This is a genomic window from Aquipluma nitroreducens, assembly GCF_009689585.1.
GTDB classification, from domain to species: Bacteria; Bacteroidota; Bacteroidia; order Bacteroidales; family Prolixibacteraceae; genus Aquipluma; species Aquipluma nitroreducens.
On sequence record NZ_AP018694.1, the window covers coordinates 3,563,870 to 3,583,582 of the forward strand.

Below are 19,713 nucleotides of genomic sequence, written 5' to 3' on the forward strand. Positions count from 1 at the left end.
AAACTGACTTTCCGAATGACTGATGACTTTTTCCATAGTCAATCAGTTAGATATTTTTTTTAGTTCTACCAATTTTCGCCCGGATGGCGAGTAATTACACCAACTCAACGGTAACCTTTTTAAAAAATCGTGCCTCAAGCAATCTCACTATTCGTTTTACAACGAATTTACGAATTTCAAGTTCAATGGGTTGATCTGGATCCTGATGTGCCCAGTTGATGCGGGTTCCCACAATGATGTGAATGATGTCGTGTTGGGTAAGTAGTTTCACCACTTCTTCCGGAGGGCTGTCGCCCAGACGCATGTCGCTGTTGTAATTCTCCAGAATTTCTTCAACTCTCCCCAATGTCAAAATTCCTTCAGTCACGATTTCAAAGCCTTCCATCTTAGCCGCCGGGGGTAACGATTTTTCGGAGAAACGATGCTGTATGTTGATGTCAATATTCAGCTCACGCGCAATGATCTCGGCTGTTGTACCCCCACAAATAATTTTCTTTCCCGGGAAATCTTTGATCCGTTTAACAAAGTCGACATCTTTTATTTTGTAGAATGGCGGACCTGTGATGAGCATAAATTCGCGGGGTTGCCTGAAATAAATAACTCCACAACTCGCATCGTCGCGAATTTCAAACGAATCGTTCATGGAGGCCTGGTTTAAAATTTTTCGGGAAAGTTTGGTGGCCGAAATTTCGTAGTCCCGGGCAATTTGATTTTCTGCAAATCGGACAATGTCGTTAAGTCCCCATCCTGTTGGAAATCTGGAGCTTCCCAGTCCTGACTGGGTGATGCCATCAGTCATGAAAATAATCCGGTCTTCAAGCAAAGGAGTAAATTCCCTGATCCTCAAAATTTTTCCTGCGTTTTCGTCACCTCTGATCGGAATTTCAATTTCTTTTGGGTTAAACATTTGTCCTTTTCTGAAAAGGATTGAGCGGGGATTGTCATAATTAATAATGCGAACCATCCCGGTGTCTTCAATTTCAATGATTGTAAAAGTGGCATAGCTCTCCTTGCCGTCGATACTTTTAGGTAAAGCGCGCATGAAAATATTAGCAGCAACTTCGGGCTTGGTGTGGAACGAAGCGTAATTTAAAGCCATTGATGCTGTTAGCGTTGCCAGTACATTTGCTTTTACTCCATGACCAATTCCATCGGAAAGTACCAGAATGGAGCGACCTTCAGCCCTGATTTGTTTCGAATGAAAAACATCTCCGCAAACAACCTGTCCGTGCCTGTTTAGTTGATGCAAATCGACTTCTATATGATAGTCATCACTCATCCTCGCCGTATTTGTACGATTCAATAATAGAATACAGAAGTTCCTCGGTCATTGAGGCATTGTCGCCAAGGAGAAAGGCTATTTTTTGCACAGTTTCGAGGTTGTGCCGGTTTACCCGTTGTGCACGGCTGATAATCTCTTCGCGAACCAATGAAGGGGCTGACATGTCGCGCAATAAGGCGCCAACTACCCGGTGTTTGTATATGGTAATCACCGAAATGTGCAACAATTTGTTCTGAATCTTCATGTCCCGATCGATCGCATTTTCTCCTGAAATCATTGTCGCTGTGAACATTTTGTAAATCACATCAGGAACCAGTTCTTTCAGATCGGCGCCATGAAGACCAGGAATCGTTTCGTACAACTCTTCAATTTCAGGCCCGAAAAGCTTCGCAAATGCTTCATTCGAGTCGATGACTTTAAAATCACTGTCGACAATAATGAGACCTGCCCTGATTTTGTGCATCATAGCCGAGGCAATTACAGTTGCTTCACGTGCTTTTTCGAGTTTTCGTTCTGCTTTTTTTCGTTCGGTGATGTCGAAAACTGAACCGACAATACCGATTACTTCTCCCTTATTGTCGCGGATTACCGCTTTATTGAAGACCACATCGCGCAATAATCCGGTTGCATCCCTAAATTTCGCCTCATAACTTTGGTCGCCCGGACTGTCGAGTAATTCCTGATCGCGTTTGGCATAGATTTCAGCAATTTCGAAAGGTTGAATGTCGAAAACTGTTTTTCCAATGATCTGCGATTTTGGCAGGCCAAGCAATTTTTCCTGAGCCACATTACATGCTTTATAAATGCCTTTCAGGTCGCGGTAAAAAATGGGAATGGGCAACGCGTCAATAATTTTCTGGTGCAATTCAGGGTCGTCAATGAAATCCTGGTTGAAAGAATTTTGTTCGTAAATCATGGTGTGTGAATTTCGAACTTAATTTACGAAACATTTGGGAATATTTAGGACTAGATTCGATCTCTTTTTTGAATGACGATACCTCAAAAGAAATACTTAACTGTAACCAATCTAAATAAGGATCGAAGGGCATTACAATCATCAGACTTAAGTTATTTTTTCTGAAATTTGCCGCAAATCGTAATACAATTTTAAATGAAGCTTAGAGATATCGCTACAGTTTTAAATGCAAAGGTAACCTGTGGAGTTGATAAACTGGATGAAGAGATTGGCATGGGTTATAGTTCTGATCTGATGAGCGATGTATTGACCTTGGATACTGATAATTTGATACTGATAACCGGGCTGGTAAACCTTCAGTGTATCCGTACTGCCGAAATGGCCGACATTCGTGCCATTGTTTTTGTACGCAATAAGAAAGCTTCAGATCAAATGCTTGAACTGGCTTGTGAGAATGGAATGTGTATACTTGAATCGCCTTTTTCTCTATTCAAATCGAGTGGGCTTTTATTCCAGGCCGGATTAAACCCGATTTATTGAGAAGCCTCCCCTAACCCCTCCGAAGGAGGGGAACTTGGCCAGCAGTAGTGCTTTTAGAAATTGACAAATGACTAATATCGAATAAGGAATAACCAATAAGAAATGAGAAAACATTCGAGTACCGGTTTTTTTAGCCCCCTCTTGTGGAGGGGGTTTGGGGGAGGCCTTCTATCTTGAAACTTACTTTTAACATACAGGGAGGAGACTTTACTCATGCAGGGAAACCTTCGAGTGAGGTGAAAAAAGTGCTTAAACAACTGAATGTCGACGGCAAAACTGTGAAAAACATTGTAATTGCGTTGTATGAAGCAGAAGTAAATGTGGTAGCCCATGCCTGGAAAGGAACTGTTTTGGCTGAAATTGATGAGAATAAGATTACCATATTTGTTGAAGACGATGGTCCCGGAATTCCTGATATTGAATTGGCCATGCAGGCCGGATACTCTACTGCGAGCAAACAGGTCAGAGATATGGGGTTTGGGGCCGGAATGGGTTTGCCGAATATGAAAAAGAATACGGATGAATTGTTGATCGAATCGGAAGTCGGTAAGGGTACAAAAGTTAAAATGGTTAACTATTTTAAATGATTGGAGATTCCAAATATCATTCATTAGATCCTTCCAAATGCATTGGATGCACCCATTGCATGAAATCGTGTCCGACAGAAGCAATACGGGTTGTAAACGGGTTGGCTGTAATCGACCATGAACGATGTGTTTACTGCGGCCAATGCCATCGAGCTTGCCCTACTCATGCGTTTTACGTTGAACAAGACGATCTGGCCATGATCCGTTCATTCAAATACCGTGTCATTTTGTTTCCATCCATCATGATTGGACAGTTTCCTGGTAAATATAGTGAAGATCAGATCTATGACGGGTTGAAGAAAGTTGGCTTCACCCACATTTATGAAGTGGAACAACCCATGCAAGTGATGATTGATTCGATTAATGAAGTTCTTGCCGATAAAGAAACTCCAAAGCCTGCCATATCGATCTATTGCCCAGCGATTGTTCGCCTCATTCAGGGGCGATATCCTTCACTCACTGAAAATCTGATTCTAAGGAAAGCCCCGCACAATCTTGCTGCTCATTTTGCCATTGAACAATTGAGGCTCGAAGGTGCCCTGCGTGAAGAAATTGGCCTTTTTTACGCCACACCTTGCATAGCGAAAATTGCGGCTGTAAAAAGTCCTGTTGGTGAAAGCGAATCGATTGTGGATGGTATTGTTAACATGAATCAGTTGTATAATGAAGTGATGAAAGTTATTTCTGACCATGAGGTTGATGACCATTCTGTTCAACGAAAAAATCTTTCTGCTGAAGGGATAAACTGGAGTCTCACGCGCGGTGAATCCTGCCATTTTGGATCACGAAGCATCGCCATAGACGGTATTCATAATGCCGTACGTTTTCTGGAAAGACTCGAAAATGATCAGGTTAAGGGCATCGATTTCATTGAAATGCGGGCTTGCGATCAAAGTTGTGCCGGCGGAATTTTACTGACAGGCAACCGGTTTATGACCGTTGAAAGGCTTGAGCGCCGTGCTAAGCGTTACCCATCGGCAAAAGAAATACATCAGGAAAACAACCTGGAAAAGGCTCAGGAGCTGAAGCGAAAATTGATATTGGACCCGATTATGCCAAAGCCTCATTTTGCTTTCGGGAAAGATAGGGTAAAGGCCATGGAAAAGATGGATAAGGCGCAGCGCATTGTTTGCTTTCTGCCGGGAATCGATTGCGGTGCTTGCGGAGCGCCCAATTGCCACGCGCTGGCCGAAGATATGGTAAACAACAAGGCAAAAATGTCTGACTGCATCTTTCTGCAACAAAAGTGGGTGGATGAAGGTCGGATTCATGCCCGAAAAGCGTTCCTCAACATACAGAAGAAATGGGGAGCAGATAGATTTAAAGCTGATTGTAACAAAAGAGGACGACGAAATGAAGGTTTCTGAACTGGTTGAAAAATTAGGTCTGACTGTTTTTTCAGGCCATAAAGGATTGGATCGTGAAATTGCCGGTGGCTATGTTTCTGATTTACTTAGTGATGTTATGGGGAACGCTCGCGAAGGCGAAGTCTGGATTACGCTTCAGGTTCATCAGAATGTAATGGCCATAGCTTCGTTAAAAGATTTGGCAGCGGTTATTCTGGTTAGTAATCTCGAACCTCACGAGAACACGATTCGCCATTCGAACGACGAAAACATCCCGGTTCTGGGAACCAGTTTGTCAACATTCGAAATTGCCGGAAAGCTGTACCAACTTTATAACCAGTAACAATGAAAACATTCAGGACCGATCTTCATATCCACACACTGTTATCTCCATGTGGCGATCTGGAAATGAGTCCTGCAAACATTGTCTCGCTGGCTTGTCAACGAGGGCTTGATATTATTGGAATAACCGACCACAACACCACCAAGCAATGCGAGCTAGTTTGGAAACTGGCGCAGAAAACGAATCTGACCGTATTTCCGGGATGCGAAATGACTTCGCGCGAAGAAGTCCATTGTCTGGGCTTGTTCGAAGATTTTGATGCATTGCGCATTTTTCAGGATTTTCTTGATCGGCATCTGACAATAATTCCACACAATGCCGAGCTTTTTGGTTATCAGGTTCTGGTTGATGAGAATGAAGATATTCTCGAAAAGTTGGATTATTATTTGGGCGCTTCGCTCGATGTGAGTATTGAAGAAGTAGAGCAGAAAGTGCACGAACTCTCCGGAATTTTTATTCCGGCACACGTTGATCGGCCTCGGAACAGTCTGTATAGTCAGTTGGGATTTTTTCCTCCAGAATTAAAGGTTGATGCCCTGCAGATTTCAAAACTCGCTGAAGAAGAGAGCATCCGGGACAAATATAAAATCAGTCAGGATATAACCATTGTGAGGTTTTCGGATGCACATTTCCCTGCTGATTTCGGGAAAATCTATACGAATTTTGAGATGGAGAATGCCACATTTTCTGAAATCAAAAAAACATTGCATCGTGAAAACGGACGAATGGTGAAGATTCCATAAGGCGCTTCTTCTGTTTTTTCATTCGATAATTCAGTCCATCAGTAATTCAATCAAATGAAAGACCTTTCCTTACATATCCTAGATATTGTGCAGAATTCGATTCGGGCAAAAGCTAAGTTGGTTGGGATTGAAATTACCGAACTTCCGAAAGAAGATCATTTGATAATTACCATTACTGACGATGGCTGCGGAATGAACCCTGAACAGCTGCAAATCGCCATCGATCCATTTTACACCTCCCGCACTACGCGAAAAGTTGGCCTTGGGCTGTCTCTTTTTAAGCAAAATGCTGAGATGACTGGCGGATCATTCAACATCGAATCTGAATTGGGTAAAGGAACAAAAGTCACAGCCGTGTTTGGTCTGAGCCACATCGATCGTCCTGTAATGGGTGATTTGGTCGGGACACTGCTACTTTTGATTTGTTCTTCAGGCGGAACAGATTATGTCTTTAAACATCAAACACCTTCAGGAAAATTTGGTGTGGATACTCGTGAATTGAAGCAAACGCTTGAAAATGTGCCGCTTAACAATCCTGAAGTCCGGTCGTTCCTGAAAGAAATGCTTCAGGAGAATTTAGAACAAATTCAAATTACAGAATGATGATAAATCTTAGATATTTATTACTTTAATGTACTGATATTTAGAGAATAGTGTTTGAAGTTTTGTTGAACTCATTAATCCCCCAAGTATGAATAAAATAAAATCTCTTGCCGACTTAAAAAAGCTACAATCTGAAGTTCAATCGAAAATTAAACTAAGAGAAAATGGTGATAATCCTGAGAATCTGATCCAAATCAAAGTTTCAATGGCCACCTGCGGCATCGCTTCCGGAGCAAAAGATACGATGAATTATCTGATTGAGGAGCTTGATCATCAGGGAATTGATGCCATTATTACTCAAACTGGATGTATGGGCTATTGCTACGCCGAGCCAACCATCATACTTACAATTCCAGGGCAAAATCCCGTTGTTTATGGTTACGTCAATAAAACCAAGGCACTGGAAATCATAGAAAAACACATCAAGCTCAACGAAATGGTTGACGGAATTATTCCTGTAGCGTATTCAACAATCGATAATAAATAAACCGACAAATATGGTCGAATACAACATGCATATCCTTGTGTGCGGGGGTACCGGATGCAAGGCTTCACAAAGCGAACTCATCAAAGCAAATTTCACCGACAAGCTCAATGAGTACGGATTGGCAGATGAAATTCAAGTGGTATCAACCGGATGTTTTGGGTTTTGCGAAAAAGGACCCATTGTTAAAATATTGCCCGACAATACGTTCTATACTCAGGTTACTCCTGAAGATGTAGCCGAAATTGTGGACGAACACATCATCAAAGGACGAAAGGTAGAACGGTTGCTTTTTATAGATCCAGAAACCAAAGAAACAGTTGGCGATTCGAAAGGAATGGAATTTTATAAGAAGCAGATTCGTATTGCACTTCGCAACTGCGGGTTCATCAATCCTGAAAACATTGAAGAATACATTGGTCGAGATGGTTACGCTGCATTGGGCACCTGCATATCGGAAAAAACTCCGGACGAAGTAATCAAAACTGTGAAAGATTCCGGGCTTCGGGGACGTGGCGGTGGTGGCTTTCCAACTGGCTTGAAATGGGAATTGACTCGCAAATCGGTTAGTGACCAGAAATACGTAGTTTGCAATGCCGACGAAGGCGATCCCGGTGCTTTTATGGACCGTTCGATCCTGGAAGGCGACCCGCATTCGGTGCTCGAAGCGATGGCTATTTGCGGATATTGCATTGGTGCCGACAAAGGGCTGGTGTACATTCGTGCTGAATACCCATTGGCCATCGAGCGCCTGAAAATTGCCATCGACCAGGCTCGCGAATATGGTTTACTTGGTGACGATATTTTGGGAACCGGATTTAATTTTGATGTTGAAATCCGCTACGGAGCCGGAGCTTTCGTGTGTGGCGAAGAAACTGCACTGATCCATTCGATGGAAGGGAAACGCGGTGAACCAACTGTAAAACCTCCGTTTCCGGCTGAGAAAGGATACAACGGCAAACCTACCAATGTAAACAATGTGGAAACTTTTGCCAACATTCCGGTCATTATTAATAAAGGTGCAGAATGGTTCGCTTCCATTGGAACGGAAAAATCGAAGGGAACCAAAGTGTTTGCTTTAGCCGGGAAAATCAACAATGTAGGTTTAATTGAAGTTCCGATGGGAATTACCCTTCGCGAAATTATATATGATATTGGTGGCGGAATCAAGGATGGACGCGAATTTAAAGCAGTTCAGACTGGTGGTCCTTCCGGAGGTTGTTTGACTAAATCGTTTTTGGATACGCCAATCGATTACGATAATTTGGTTGCTGCCGGCTCCATGATGGGTTCAGGAGGTATGATTGTGCTCGACGATTCGGATTGCATGGTAGCCATTGCCAAGTTTTACCTCGAATTTACACTCGACGAATCGTGCGGGAAGTGTACCCCGTGTCGGATTGGGAATAAGCGCTTGCACGAAATTCTGGAAAAGATAACCAATGGAAACGGTGAGCTTGAAGACCTGAATCGATTAAGAATGCTGAGTAACGTGATCAAAGATACATCGCTTTGCGGCTTGGGACAAACATCTCCAAATCCGGTACTTTCAACACTCGATAATTTCTACGACGAGTATCTGGCACACGTAACTACACATAAATGTTTGGCCGGTCAGTGTAAGGCATTGATGCACTATTCGATTGATGCCGAGCGGTGTACCGGATGTACGCTTTGTTTCAGAAATTGCCCGGTTGGTGCTATTTCCGGCGAAAAACGTTCGCCACATTACATCGACCAGTCGATTTGCATTAAATGCGGTGTGTGTATCGGGAAATGTAAGTTTGATGCTGTATTAATCGCCTAAAAGTATTTTCTATGGAAATGATAAACCTCACAATAGATCATAAACCGGTAGTTGTCAGCAAAGGAACTACCATACTGAAAGCCGCTTCCAGTATCGGAATTGATATTCCGACGTTATGCTACATGAAGCTCGACGATATGAACATTGAAAATAAACCGGGAGGTTGCCGTGTTTGCGTAGTCGAAGTTAAAGGTCGCCGGAATCTGGCTCCTGCCTGTTGCACCGAAGCCACCGAAGGAATGGAAATAAATACGCATTCGATACGGGCTATCAATGCGCGTCGAACGATTGTCGAATTAATTTTATCTGATCATCCGGCCGACTGTTTGATTTGTGCCAAATCGGGCAATTGCGATTTGCAAAATATGGCGCACCATCTTGGAATCCGAAAAATTCATTACCAGGGCGAACAGTCATTGTACCGCGAGGATACTTCGCCGGCGATTATCCGCGAAATTAACAAGTGTATCATGTGCCGCCGATGCGAAACCATGTGCAACGAGGTGCAGACTGTCGGCGTTCTTTCGGCTGTTAATCGCGGATTTCAGGCTGTCGTGGCTCCGGCATTTGAGATGAATCTCGACCATTCTACGTGTACTTATTGTGGTCAGTGTGTTGCTGTATGTCCAACTGGCGCGCTTACTGAAGCAGATGAAACCGGCGCTGTAATTCGGGCTTTGTCCGATCCGACTAAAACGGTAGTGGTTCAGACAGCCCCTGCGGTTCGTGCTGCATTGGGCGAAGAATTCGGAATGCCTGCCGGAACTTTGGTGACTGGCAAAATGGTTGCGGCCTTGCGCCGTTTGGGGTTCGATTATGTTTTCGATACCGATTTTGCTGCCGACCTTACCATCATGGAAGAAGGAACCGAATTATTGAGCCGTTTGTCTGCATTCATGGAAGGTGATAAAAATGTGAAACTGCCAATCCTTACCTCGTGTTGTCCTGCATGGGTAAAATTCTTTGAACATCATTTTCCTGAATTGAAAGATATTCCTTCAACGGCACGCTCACCCCAGCAAATGTTTGGTTCTGTTGCCAAAACCTATTTTGCCGATAAAATTGGAGTGAAACGTGAAAATTTGGTGGTAGTTTCCATTATGCCTTGTTTGGCTAAGAAGTATGAAAGCAGTCGCCCCGAGTTTTCGGTTAATGGCAATCCTGATGTTGACTTTGCTTTAAGTACCCGCGAACTTGGTCATTTGATCAATTTGGGGAACATCGATTTTAACTCGTTACCGAATGAAGAATTTGATCAGCCTTTAGGTGAATCAACCGGCGCTGCCGTAATCTTTGGAACAACTGGTGGAGTGATAGAAGCTGCGGTGCGCACCGCCTACGAAATATTTACTGGCAACCCTTTGCCGCGAGTTGATTTTGAAGAGTTGCGCGGAATGGATGGTTTACGTAAAGCAACGATCGACTTCAACGGAACAGAGATCAACATCGGGATCGCTCATGGGTTGGGCAATGCGCGCAAGTTGCTCGAAGATATTCAGGCCGGAAACAGTGAATTTCATGCTATCGAAATCATGTCGTGCCCGGGTGGTTGCATTGGAGGTGGTGGTCAGCCGTATCACCACGGTGATGCCGAAATACTAAAAAAGCGCCAACGCGCAATTTATTCTGAAGACAAAAACAAGAACATCAGAAAGTCGCACGAGAATCCATACATCACCAAGCTTTACGAGGAATTTTTGGGCGCGCCGATGAGCGAAAAAGCGCATCATCTGTTGCATACCAAATATTTTGATCGCAGCTAGAGAAACACACATTAGAAAAGAGTCATTGGTCATTAGGAAACGGCTCTATTTTCAAATGACCAATGACTTTTTCCTGATGACCAATGACTTATTAAAAAACAGATAAAACAATACAATATGCCAGGAATAAAACTTTCAGAAAAAACCATTGGGCTGATCAGGGAGATCTGCTCGGATTTCGGGAATCAGGGAAGTGAATTGATTAATGTATTGCATCAGGTTCAGGGTAAGTTAGGCTATTTACCAGCTGAAGTACAGGAAGTAATTGCCAAAGAATTAAATATTTCGGTGGCCAAAGTTTACGGAGTGGTTACTTTCTACTCTTTCTTTACCATGATTCCGATGGGTGAGCACCCGATTTCTATTTGTATGGGGACGGCTTGCTATGTGCGTGGATCAGAGCAAGTTCTTGCAGAATTTAAGCGACAATTAAGTATTGAAGTGGGGCAAAGTACAGCCGATAATAAATTTTCGCTCAATTGTTTGCGCTGCGTGGGCGCTTGTGGATTGGCTCCTGTTGTTATGGTTGGCGAAAAAGTATATGGCCGTGTTTCTCCGCAAATGGTAAAAAGCATCATTTCCGAATATAAGGAAGGCTGTGCTTCAGAAGCAAAATCAGCGTGCTATACGATTTAACTAAAGTGAGCGGGTGACTTCAAGTCACCCGCTCACTCACATTTGGTGAAGGGATCCAATCTTTTTAAAAGGTCGGATTCCTGCTCTTTTTAAAAAAGCTCTATCTTTAACCTGACAATCATAACATACAATCCGATGAACCGCTTCCTTCTTGCCCTTATTCTTGTTTTTACTGCTTTCCTTGCTTCAGCACAAATTCCTTACAAAACCGAAAACAATATTTCATACCGTTCAGGTGAAAATCTTGATGAATATCAGAAAGAACGGTGTAAACTGGATGTTTATGTTCCTGAAAATGTGGATAGTTTTACCACGGTGGTTTGGTTTCATGGAGGCGGTTTGACTGCCGGCGAAAAATCAATTCCGGAACGATTGAAGAATAAGAAACTTGGTGTTGTTGCAGTAAATTACCGATTGAGTCCAAAAGCGAAAAGTCCGGCATACATTGATGATGCTGCTGCCGCGGTGGCCTGGGTTTTCAAAAATATCAGTAAATATGGTGGAGATCCAAAGAAAATAGTGGTTTCAGGTCATTCGGCAGGTGGCTACCTGACTTGCATGATCGGACTTGATAAACATTATTTGGCTACTTACGGAATTGATGCTAATTCGATTCAGAAACTGGTGCCGTTCAGCGGACAGATGATCACACATTTCACCATTCGAAGTGAGAGAGGAATTCCGGGAACTCAGCCGGTAATCGACGAAATGGCTCCGCTCTTTCATGTTCGGGCAGATGCTCCGCCCTTGTACCTAATTACCGGAGACCGCGAACTCGAAATGCTGGGCCGTTACGAAGAGAACGCTTATATGTGGCGCATGATGAATCTTTCAGGGCACAAACAAACCACTTTATATGAATTGGATGGATTTGACCACGGTGGAATGGCAGAGCCAGCGTTTGATTTGTTGCTGAAGATTATCAGAAAATAAATTACATTTTTAGGCGAATAAGTCCGGTTTCCACCTGACTTTAGTATTTTTGGAGTATGCAATATCAAACGTCATTTAGTAGTCCTTTGGGTTTCCTGATCCTGAAATCGGAAGGCCAGTCAGTTACCGAAATAACCTTTTCTGATAATGACATTCAGGACCAAAGTTCATGCGAACTTCTTGAAAACTGTAAGGAACAATTGCAAAACTATTTTTCAGGAAAAACCACCTCTTTCGACTTACCGCTTTCTCCTGAAGGAACTGAATTTCAGCAAAAAGTATGGGCCGAGTTGCTTCAGATTCCATACGGCGAAAGGATAACTTACATGGAATTGGCCGTCAGGCTAGGTGATCCGAAATGCATACGGGCAGCCGGCACTGCAAACGGTAAAAATCCAATTGCCATTGTAATTCCATGCCACCGGGTGATTGGCGCCGGGAATAAACTTACTGGTTATGCCGGAGGAATCTGGCGAAAAAGGCTATTGCTGGAATTAGAAATGAAACACAATCCATCCAAACGAACACTTTTTTAAATATGCACAATTCCCTGATTTTTGAAGCTTGTGTCGAATCGCTTGATGATGCAATAGCTGCCGAAAAACGTGGAGCGAATCGAATTGAGCTTTGTTCTGCACTCGATCAGGACGGATTAACACCTTCGCCTGAATTAACCCTGAAGTGCTTGCAGCATTTAACGATTCCGGTGATGGCAATGGTTCGTCCGCGTGGTGGGAATTTTGTTTATGCCGAAGATGAAATTCTGCTGATGGAAGCTGAAATTGAGTACTTCAAAGGATCGGGAGTTGCTGGTGTAGTTTTCGGATTACTTACCAACGACGGTGCGATTGATGTCGAAAATACCAGGCGATTGGCCAAGCTAGCGTCTCCGTTGGAAGTTACCTTTCACAAAGCTATCGACTACTCTGATGATATTTTGAAATCATTCCAGGAATTAAATACCATTGAGGGAATTACCCGGGTATTGACTTCCGGAGGAATGGATACTGCCTGGAATGGCCGCAATATTTTGAAGCAAATGCAGGATATACCGGGCCGGCGAATCGAAATTATTGCCGCAGGAAAGGTGCTTCCGGCGAATCGGTTACAAATTGCTGAATTTACTGGAGTTTCTGAACTTCATGGACAACGGATTGTATAATATTTCTTCTTTTCTTTTGTAAATTAGTATCGTTTTAATTGTCTGATATCGACAGTATTGTCATCTCTCTTTGATTTTTTAAATGAGTCTATTACTTCAATGTTAATTTATTGGAACAATATCGTCTATAATTCTAAAATATGACAAAGCATTGCAGTTATATTTCAGAAATTACGTATAATTGCAGCATCAAATTTCTAGTAAGTCATTCATTAATAGAAAATAATAGGTATGAAAACAATTAAGAGAATTTCAGTTTTACTGCTCGCATGCATGCTAACAAGTTTATGTTGGGCTCAGGAAAAAACAACCGATAATAAAAGTTTATACAAAGCATTCGAGATGTCGGTTAGCGAAGGTTTGAATCTTCAGGCAACTGCAAAGGTTGGAATTAAACCGGTTTATGGTATTTTCAGTGTAGGAACACAATTTTTGGCCGAAAACTACAAATGGGCTTTTGGGGCAGGCGTTGGAACTCACCTGATGAAGACCGAGGATCACTCAATGAACCTCGAATACATGATTTTTCATGTCAACGAAAACGAAATCTGGACAGATAATTACAACAACTTCCAGCAAGTCAGATTGCTATATAGCAAACGTTTGGGTGAAAAGATCAGTATTTTTGGTGGACCAAGCTTCAATTTGAACATTGCCGAAAACAAGGAAAGTTTCGGTCATACCTTTGAAAGCACTTTTGCACCATACGATATGTATTCGCATGTTGGCGATAGCCATACTGCGAAAGGATGGATTGGTTTTACTTTAGGTATTCGCTTCGATAAATAAAAGAAACCAGAATGTATTATTGAAAAGGCCTGTCAGCATTTAAACTGACAGGCCTTTTGTTGTATCCTATAGCTGAATCGTATCAAAGGTTCTCTCCATATGAAAATCCATCTCTCATCGGTTCCTTAATATAGGCATCCAATTCCGAATGATTGGTCACTTTCATGTTGGCAGCATCATATTCGATGCGGGTATTGAAGCGTTGAGCCAAAACTCCGGTGAGCGACATCTCTACCAATTTGGTTGCATAATCGAAATTCGATCCACAAACTGTATTGTTCTTAATGGCTTCAACCCATTCACGTTGTGGATTTTCTTCAAATGTTCTTGGTATAGTTTGAGCTGGAGGATTCTTCAGAAATTCATTCCATTCGTCATCTTTCATTAAGAGTCGTGGTTCGTTGGGGCGTCCGCCGGTCATCAGGCATTGTTTGTCTCCAACCATAATCATGCCGCTACCTGGCAATTTTTCCATGTTCCACTCCGGACGGTTCTCTGGCTTCAGTTTACCTTCGTACCACCGCATGGTTACAGGAGTTTTATTGCCGCGAGCCGGAAAATCCCATCGAATAATGGCCTGATCAGAAACGAATCCAGTGTCGGGAACCGGCGATTTAAATTCAGCTTCAACTACACTGGGCATTCCCAAATCGAGCGACCAGAAAGGAGCGTCAAGTGTATGACAACACCAATCGCCGAGTTCGCCATTGCCAAAATCGAACCAGCTACGCCATGTTTTGGGTACGTAAATTTCATTGTATGGTCGGAAGGCAGCTGGGCCCACCCACAAATTCCAGTCTAAATAATCCGGAACAGGTTGTTCTGCCGGAGGAAAACTTTCAGGTTTATTGAAATATTTATTTGGCCCGAAATCTGGACCATCAAACCAAGCAATCACTTCGGTCACATTGCCCAATAATCCCGCATCGTACCATTCTTTAACCAAACGAATTCCGTTGGTTGCATGTCCCTGATTGGCCATTTGGGTAATTACACCATACTGCTTAGCTGCTTTCTGAAGTGTACGCAATTGCCAGATGTTGTGAGCCAATGGTTTTTCAACGATCACGTGTTTGCCCAATTGCATAGCCGCCATCGCTGCCGGAAAATGTGAATGGTCGGGTGTACAAACCATAACTGCATCAATTTCTTTGTGCATTTGGTCGAACATCACGCGGTAATCTTTGAAGCGTTTGGCGTTTGGCATTACGCGAAAAGCTTCTGCTGCGCGTTTGTCGTCAACATCGCACAAAGCCACAATATTCTCGTTCCATTTGGGATCTTTCTGATTAATCAGTTTGCTCCAATTGGCCATTCCTTGTCCGCCCACACCAATAACCGCAATGTTCAAACGGTTCGAAGGAGAACAACTCATCAGATTTGGAATGAAAAATGCACCGGCAGAAAGTACAGATGCCGATTTAAGAAAATCTCTTCTGGTAGGTTTCATGATAGGTTTAGTATTTAGGTTTATGTGGATAAAAGTAGAAAATATATCCAGACAGAATTCGATTTCAAGTTAAAAAACACCAGAACAGAATGGCAACTATGATTTCTGTATAAAGTGTTTCGAGTCGCCCCACTCGCCATAGCCAATTTCGCAACCAGACAATTCAATACGGGCTTCAAGGCAGTTACGACAAAGTTCCGCATCTTCATCAAGGCAAGGTTTGTCTTCGTACAATTGGTATTCTTTGCGGTATTTTATTGATGTCAGATTTGGCATGATAATATTGGCACCAATAGTCAGCGCTTTTTCGCGACCTGCCGGATCAATTGCTTGTAAAGCTGTCGCTGCGGCAATATTGATCTCAGGCATCAGTAAACGTAAAGTGGCAACCATTTTCAGCGCAAGGTCAAAGCGCTCCTGTTTGGTTTTCAGGCTGCTCCTGAAATCGTAAAGCGGAGTGTCTTCGTGTTCAATGTAAGGTCCCATTCCAACCATATCCACATCAATCTGTTTCAGGAACAAAAGGTCATTGGCTAAATCTTCGGTGGTTTGAAACGGTAGTCCGATCATTACGCCGGTTCCAACCTGATATCCTGCAGTTTTCAAATCTTGTAAGGCCTGAAGGCGGCGATCGAAACTGTGAAAATCGTTTTCCGGATGAATCCTTCGGTACAAATCAGGGTTTGAACTTTCAATCCGGAGCAAATACCGGTGGGCGCCGCTTTCTTTCCACTGACGGTAAGTTTCAATGCTTTGTTCTCCGCACGAAAGTGTAATTCCAAGTTCATTGTTCGATAGCTGTTTGATTTTCTGGAGAAGCAAATCAATCCTATTTACAAATGTTGGCGAAGACAATTCTCCGGATTGCAGAACCACAGAGCCAAAGCGATTTTCCCAGGCAAACCGACAGGTTTCCAAAATTTCTTCATCGGTGGCTTCGTAGCGGATCACTTTTTCGTTGCTTTTCCGGATTCCGCAGTACAGGCAATCTTTCGCGCAAATGTTTGAAAATTCAACCAGTCCCCTGAAATATACTTTGTTGCCAACCGCTTGAAGTTTGACCGACTGAGCGCGATGAAAAAGTTGCTGGCGTTCATCACCTTCGGATGACAGCAAAGTCACCAGATCGTCACGCGAAAAATCGGTCTGAAGTAATATTTTCTGAAAGTTCGTCATTAGTGCGAAGATACAAAATATTGGCGGAGGGCGCAGAGCAAAGGACATTGAGAAGTGGAAAGCAAAAAATCGATGAAAATATTTTACAATCTGATTATTTGTTAGAACAATCTAACTATATTTGTCGCATGGATAAACTTGTTGAAATAATCGCAAAACTATCGCTCGAAATTGGCCGGATGGAAGAGTCGGCCAAAGAACAGTTTAATTTTAACGAGTTGACACTTACCCAAATGAATTACCTGGAGACCATCAATAACCTTCACAATCCCAACCTTACTGAGCTGGCAGCAGAGATGAATTTAACTAAGCCAACGGTTAAGGTGGCTATTGATAAGCTGATAGAAAAGGATTTTATTTATCGGGTGAAGTCAGATGATGATCGCCGTAGCGCTCATTTGCACCTTACAGTCAAAGGGAAAGTAATCAATCATATGCACGATTTTGCGCACAAGCAAATGGCTGAGTTGATTGCCGGAAAATTGGATCAGACCGAAGTCAAACTGATGGAAATGTTGTTTGAAAAAGTTTTTCAGAAGTCTTAAAAATTTGCCTATATAGTTAGAATCATCTAATCAAATTCCCCAAGAATATGTCAATTGATTTAAAATCGGAGAAGTTCCGCGGATTAAACGAAGAAACAGTAAAAGAGAAAATAAAGAATGAAGGTTTTAATGAACTGCCTTCGTCGAAACCTAAAAATTTTCTGGCATTGGCCTGGGGAGTAGTTCAGGAACCTATGTTTTTACTTTTGGTAGCCTGTGGAACCTTGTACCTGATTTTGGGCGATGTTCAGGAAGGACTGATGTTGCTTGGTTTCGTTTTTGTGATCATGGGCATCGAGTTTTATCAGGAGAAAAAAACTGAAAAAGCGCTGGATGCCCTGAAAGATTTGGCAAGTCCGCGTGCCTTGGTGATTCGCGAGGGTGTTGAAAAGCGAATAGCTGGCCGCGATGTGGTGACTGATGACTTGGTCATTTTGCAGGAAGGCGACCGTGTTCCGGCTGATGCCACGGTTTTGTATTCGGTGAACCTGATGGCCGACGAATCTTTGCTGACTGGCGAATCTGTTTCGGTACGTAAATCAGAATGGAACGGAACTGACCAGAATGTGCAACCCGGTGGCGACGATCTGCCTTTTGTGTATTCAGGATCGATGATTGTTCAGGGAAACGGTATCGTTAAAGTAACAGCCACGGCTTCGAATACCGAAATCGGGAAAATCGGGAAAGCGCTTGATTCGGTGGTTGAAGAACCCACCAAGTTAAAACGCGAAATGGCTGTGCTGGTCAAACGACTGGCTATTATCGGAATTTTGCTTTGTGTAGTGGTAATCCTGGTGTACACTTTAACCCGCAGCAATTTGCTGAATGGGTTTTTGGCCGGAATTACTTTGGCAATGGCCATGTTGCCTGAAGAATTCCCGGTGGTATTGACAGTTTTTATGGCTTTGGGCGCCTGGCGGATATCGAAGAAAAACGTACTGACGCGAAAACCGTCAGCCGTTGAAACACTGGGTTCAGCAACAGTTCTTTGCACCGACAAAACGGGCACGCTGACTCAGAATAAAATGACGGTTGCCCAATTATACAATGGGTCCGATTTCTTTAGAGTAAATAAGTGCACCAAATTTCCGGAAGAGTTTCACGAAATTATCGAATACGGCATTTTATCGAGCCAAACCAATCCGTTCGACCCCATGGAACGCGCCATTACCAACATGGGCGATGTGTACCTGAAAAATACAGACCACATTCATATTGACTGGCAAATGGTGAAAGAATATCCGTTGTCGAAAGATTTACTCGCCATGTCGCGTGTTTTTTCCAACCACGATAAATTCAAGAAAACCATTGCTACCAAGGGCGCTCCGGAAGCTATTTTTGATTTATGCCACCTTTCGGATAACAAAAAAGCGAAATATGGTGAAGCGGTTGCTGAACTGGCTTCGCAGGGATTGCGGGTACTTGGAGTTGCCCGGGCGATTGTCGAAAATGGCAGTCTTCCCCCAATTCAGCACGATTTTGATTTTGAATTTATTGGTTTGATTGCCTTGTCTGATCCAATTCGGGAGACGGTTCCCGAAGCCGTACGCGAATGTTACCAGGCTGGCATTCGGGTGATCATGATCACGGGCGACTATCCGGTAACTGCGATGAATATTGCACGCGAAATCGGATTGAAGAATCCAGATGTGTCAATCAGCGGACCTGAACTTCAGGAGATGAGTGAAGAGGAATTGGCTGAGCGAATAAAAGATGTGAATGTGTTTGCACGTGTAATTCCGGAGCAGAAACTAAAGATTGTGAATGCACTGAAACGAAACGGTGAAATAGTGGCCATGACAGGCGATGGGGTGAATGATGCTCCGGCGCTAAAAGCCTCTAATATTGGGATTGCCATGGGTGAAAAGGGAACTGATGTGGCCCGCGAGGCTTCGTCGCTGGTGCTGATGGACGATAATTTTGCTTCGATTGTTGGAGCAGTGAAAATGGGCCGACGTATTTTCGACAACCTGCAAAAAGCACTGGGTTACATTTTCGCCATCCACGTTCCTATTGCCGGATTGTCGCTTATTCCGGTCTTTTTTGCCGACTGGCCGTTGTTGCTTTGGCCGGTGCACATTGTATTTCTTGAGTTGATTATTGACCCTGCCTGCTCCATTATTTTTGAAGCCGAACAGGAAGAAAAAAATGTGATGAACCGACCTCCGAAAGACATCAATGAGCCATTTTTTGGTGCTAAAAAGATCTGGCTGAGCTGTTCTCAGGGTATCGGAATTCTGGTCATGGTTTTTGCGGTGTATTTCTTCGGCCTGCGAATGAATTATTCTGAACAGGAAGTTCGTGCATTGGCTTTTACCACGTTGATTGCAGCGAACATTGCCGTTATTCTGTCGAACCGCTCATGGACAAGAAATATTTTCCAGATTCTAACGACATCCAATAAAACGGTCAAATATGTTGTTGGTGGGGCGGCCTTCTTTCTGGTTTTGGTGCTGAATGTGCCTTTCCTGCTGAACCTGTTTCAGTTCGAAAAAATCAGCCTGGCAGAATCTCTGATTTGTGTAGTTCTTGGTTTTACGAGTATTGTTTGGTTCGAGATGTATAAGGTGCTGACGAATAGGGAAAGGAATTAAAGGATTTTCATATA

20 protein-coding genes are annotated in these 19,713 nt (G+C 43.1%); 16 read left to right on the plus strand and 4 right to left on the minus strand.

The genetic code is table 11. The features are described 5' to 3' along the window. Window positions 1-94: 94 nt before the first annotated feature. Both AQPE_RS14860 and AQPE_RS14865 read right to left on the minus strand, forming a co-directional pair. Entirely contained in the window at window positions 95-1,279 is a 1,185-nt protein-coding gene (locus AQPE_RS14860) for a SpoIIE family protein phosphatase (protein WP_318347285.1), read from the minus strand. Beyond that, entirely contained in the window at window positions 1,272-2,198 is a 927-nt protein-coding gene (locus AQPE_RS14865; protein WP_318347286.1) for a PAS domain-containing protein, read from the minus strand. Before AQPE_RS14865 ends, AQPE_RS14860 begins: the two co-directional genes overlap by 8 nt. A 195-nt stretch (window positions 2,199-2,393) precedes the next feature. On the opposite strand from AQPE_RS14865, the gene AQPE_RS14870 reads away from it, so the two are divergent. The 14 genes from AQPE_RS14870 (at window position 2,394) to AQPE_RS14935 (ending at window position 13,934) form a co-directional block, all read left to right on the plus strand. Further along, window positions 2,394-2,738: a hypothetical protein gene (locus tag AQPE_RS14870; RefSeq protein ID WP_318347287.1), complete on the plus strand. Its 345-nt coding sequence runs from the start codon at window positions 2,394-2,396 to the stop codon at window positions 2,736-2,738. Between the two features lie 173 nt (window positions 2,739-2,911). Next, entirely contained in the window at window positions 2,912-3,325 is a 414-nt protein-coding gene (locus tag AQPE_RS14875) for an ATP-binding protein (RefSeq protein WP_318347288.1), read from the plus strand. Further along, window positions 3,322-4,692 carry a [Fe-Fe] hydrogenase large subunit C-terminal domain-containing protein gene (locus AQPE_RS14880; protein WP_318347289.1) on the plus strand — a complete coding sequence of 457 codons (1,371 nt, stop codon included), beginning with the start codon at window positions 3,322-3,324 and terminating at the stop codon, window positions 4,690-4,692. Before AQPE_RS14875 ends, AQPE_RS14880 begins: the two co-directional genes overlap by 4 nt. Beyond that, the gene (locus AQPE_RS14885) at window positions 4,679-5,014 is read left to right on the plus strand and encodes a DRTGG domain-containing protein (protein ID WP_318347290.1); all 336 of its coding nucleotides are present in this window, start codon (window positions 4,679-4,681) and stop codon (window positions 5,012-5,014) included. The genes AQPE_RS14880 and AQPE_RS14885 overlap by 14 nt, the downstream gene beginning before the upstream one ends. Before the next feature lie 2 nt (window positions 5,015-5,016). After that, complete coding sequence (locus AQPE_RS14890; protein ID WP_318347291.1) at window positions 5,017-5,757, plus strand: PHP domain-containing protein; 741 nt, start codon at window positions 5,017-5,019, stop codon at window positions 5,755-5,757. 54 nt (window positions 5,758-5,811) lie between these two features. Continuing rightward, window positions 5,812-6,360: an ATP-binding protein gene (locus AQPE_RS14895; RefSeq protein WP_318347292.1), complete on the plus strand. Its 549-nt coding sequence runs from the start codon at window positions 5,812-5,814 to the stop codon at window positions 6,358-6,360. 88 nt (window positions 6,361-6,448) lie between these two features. After that, window positions 6,449-6,847 carry a (2Fe-2S) ferredoxin domain-containing protein gene (locus tag AQPE_RS14900; RefSeq protein ID WP_318347293.1) on the plus strand — a complete coding sequence of 133 codons (399 nt, stop codon included), beginning with the start codon at window positions 6,449-6,451 and terminating at the stop codon, window positions 6,845-6,847. A gap of 10 nt (window positions 6,848-6,857) precedes the next feature. Beyond that, complete coding sequence (locus AQPE_RS14905) at window positions 6,858-8,651, plus strand: NADH-quinone oxidoreductase subunit NuoF (RefSeq protein ID WP_318347294.1); 1,794 nt, start codon at window positions 6,858-6,860, stop codon at window positions 8,649-8,651. A gap of 11 nt (window positions 8,652-8,662) precedes the next feature. After that, window positions 8,663-10,414: an NADH-dependent [FeFe] hydrogenase, group A6 gene (locus tag AQPE_RS14910; RefSeq protein ID WP_318347295.1), complete on the plus strand. Its 1,752-nt coding sequence runs from the start codon at window positions 8,663-8,665 to the stop codon at window positions 10,412-10,414. Window positions 10,415-10,531: 117 nt separating this feature from the next. Beyond that, window positions 10,532-11,050 carry an NADH-quinone oxidoreductase subunit NuoE gene (gene nuoE / locus AQPE_RS14915; RefSeq protein WP_318347296.1) on the plus strand — a complete coding sequence of 173 codons (519 nt, stop codon included), beginning with the start codon at window positions 10,532-10,534 and terminating at the stop codon, window positions 11,048-11,050. Window positions 11,051-11,185: 135 nt separating this feature from the next. After that, window positions 11,186-11,983, plus strand: coding sequence for an alpha/beta hydrolase (locus AQPE_RS14920; RefSeq protein ID WP_318347297.1), 798 nt, complete (start codon window positions 11,186-11,188; stop codon window positions 11,981-11,983). 56 nt (window positions 11,984-12,039) lie between these two features. Further along, window positions 12,040-12,519 (plus strand): methylated-DNA--[protein]-cysteine S-methyltransferase, encoded by a 480-nt coding sequence (locus tag AQPE_RS14925; protein ID WP_318347298.1) that lies wholly within the window; start codon window positions 12,040-12,042, stop codon window positions 12,517-12,519. A gap of 2 nt (window positions 12,520-12,521) precedes the next feature. Continuing rightward, the gene (locus tag AQPE_RS14930) at window positions 12,522-13,145 is read left to right on the plus strand and encodes a copper homeostasis protein CutC (protein ID WP_318347299.1); all 624 of its coding nucleotides are present in this window, start codon (window positions 12,522-12,524) and stop codon (window positions 13,143-13,145) included. Between the two features lie 231 nt (window positions 13,146-13,376). Then, entirely contained in the window at window positions 13,377-13,934 is a 558-nt protein-coding gene (locus AQPE_RS14935; RefSeq protein WP_318347300.1) for a hypothetical protein, read from the plus strand. 82 nt (window positions 13,935-14,016) lie between these two features. Here AQPE_RS14935 and AQPE_RS14940 read toward each other — a convergent pair whose 3' ends face one another. Continuing rightward, window positions 14,017-15,384 carry a Gfo/Idh/MocA family protein gene (locus tag AQPE_RS14940; protein ID WP_318347301.1) on the minus strand — a complete coding sequence of 456 codons (1,368 nt, stop codon included), beginning with the start codon at window positions 15,382-15,384 and terminating at the stop codon, window positions 14,017-14,019. Window positions 15,385-15,480: 96 nt separating this feature from the next. Next, window positions 15,481-16,560, minus strand: a complete 1,080-nt coding sequence (gene hydE / locus AQPE_RS14945) for a [FeFe] hydrogenase H-cluster radical SAM maturase HydE (RefSeq protein ID WP_318347302.1) — start codon at window positions 16,558-16,560, stop codon at window positions 15,481-15,483. A gap of 128 nt (window positions 16,561-16,688) precedes the next feature. Here hydE and AQPE_RS14950 point away from each other — a divergent pair, with 128 nt between their 5' ends. Beyond that, a complete protein-coding gene (locus tag AQPE_RS14950) occupies window positions 16,689-17,105 on the plus strand; it encodes a MarR family transcriptional regulator (protein ID WP_318347303.1) in 417 nt (138 codons plus the stop codon). A 47-nt stretch (window positions 17,106-17,152) separates the two neighbouring features. Next, window positions 17,153-19,699, plus strand: coding sequence for a cation-translocating P-type ATPase (locus AQPE_RS14955; protein WP_318347304.1), 2,547 nt, complete (start codon window positions 17,153-17,155; stop codon window positions 19,697-19,699). Window positions 19,700-19,713: the final 14 nt, after the last annotated feature.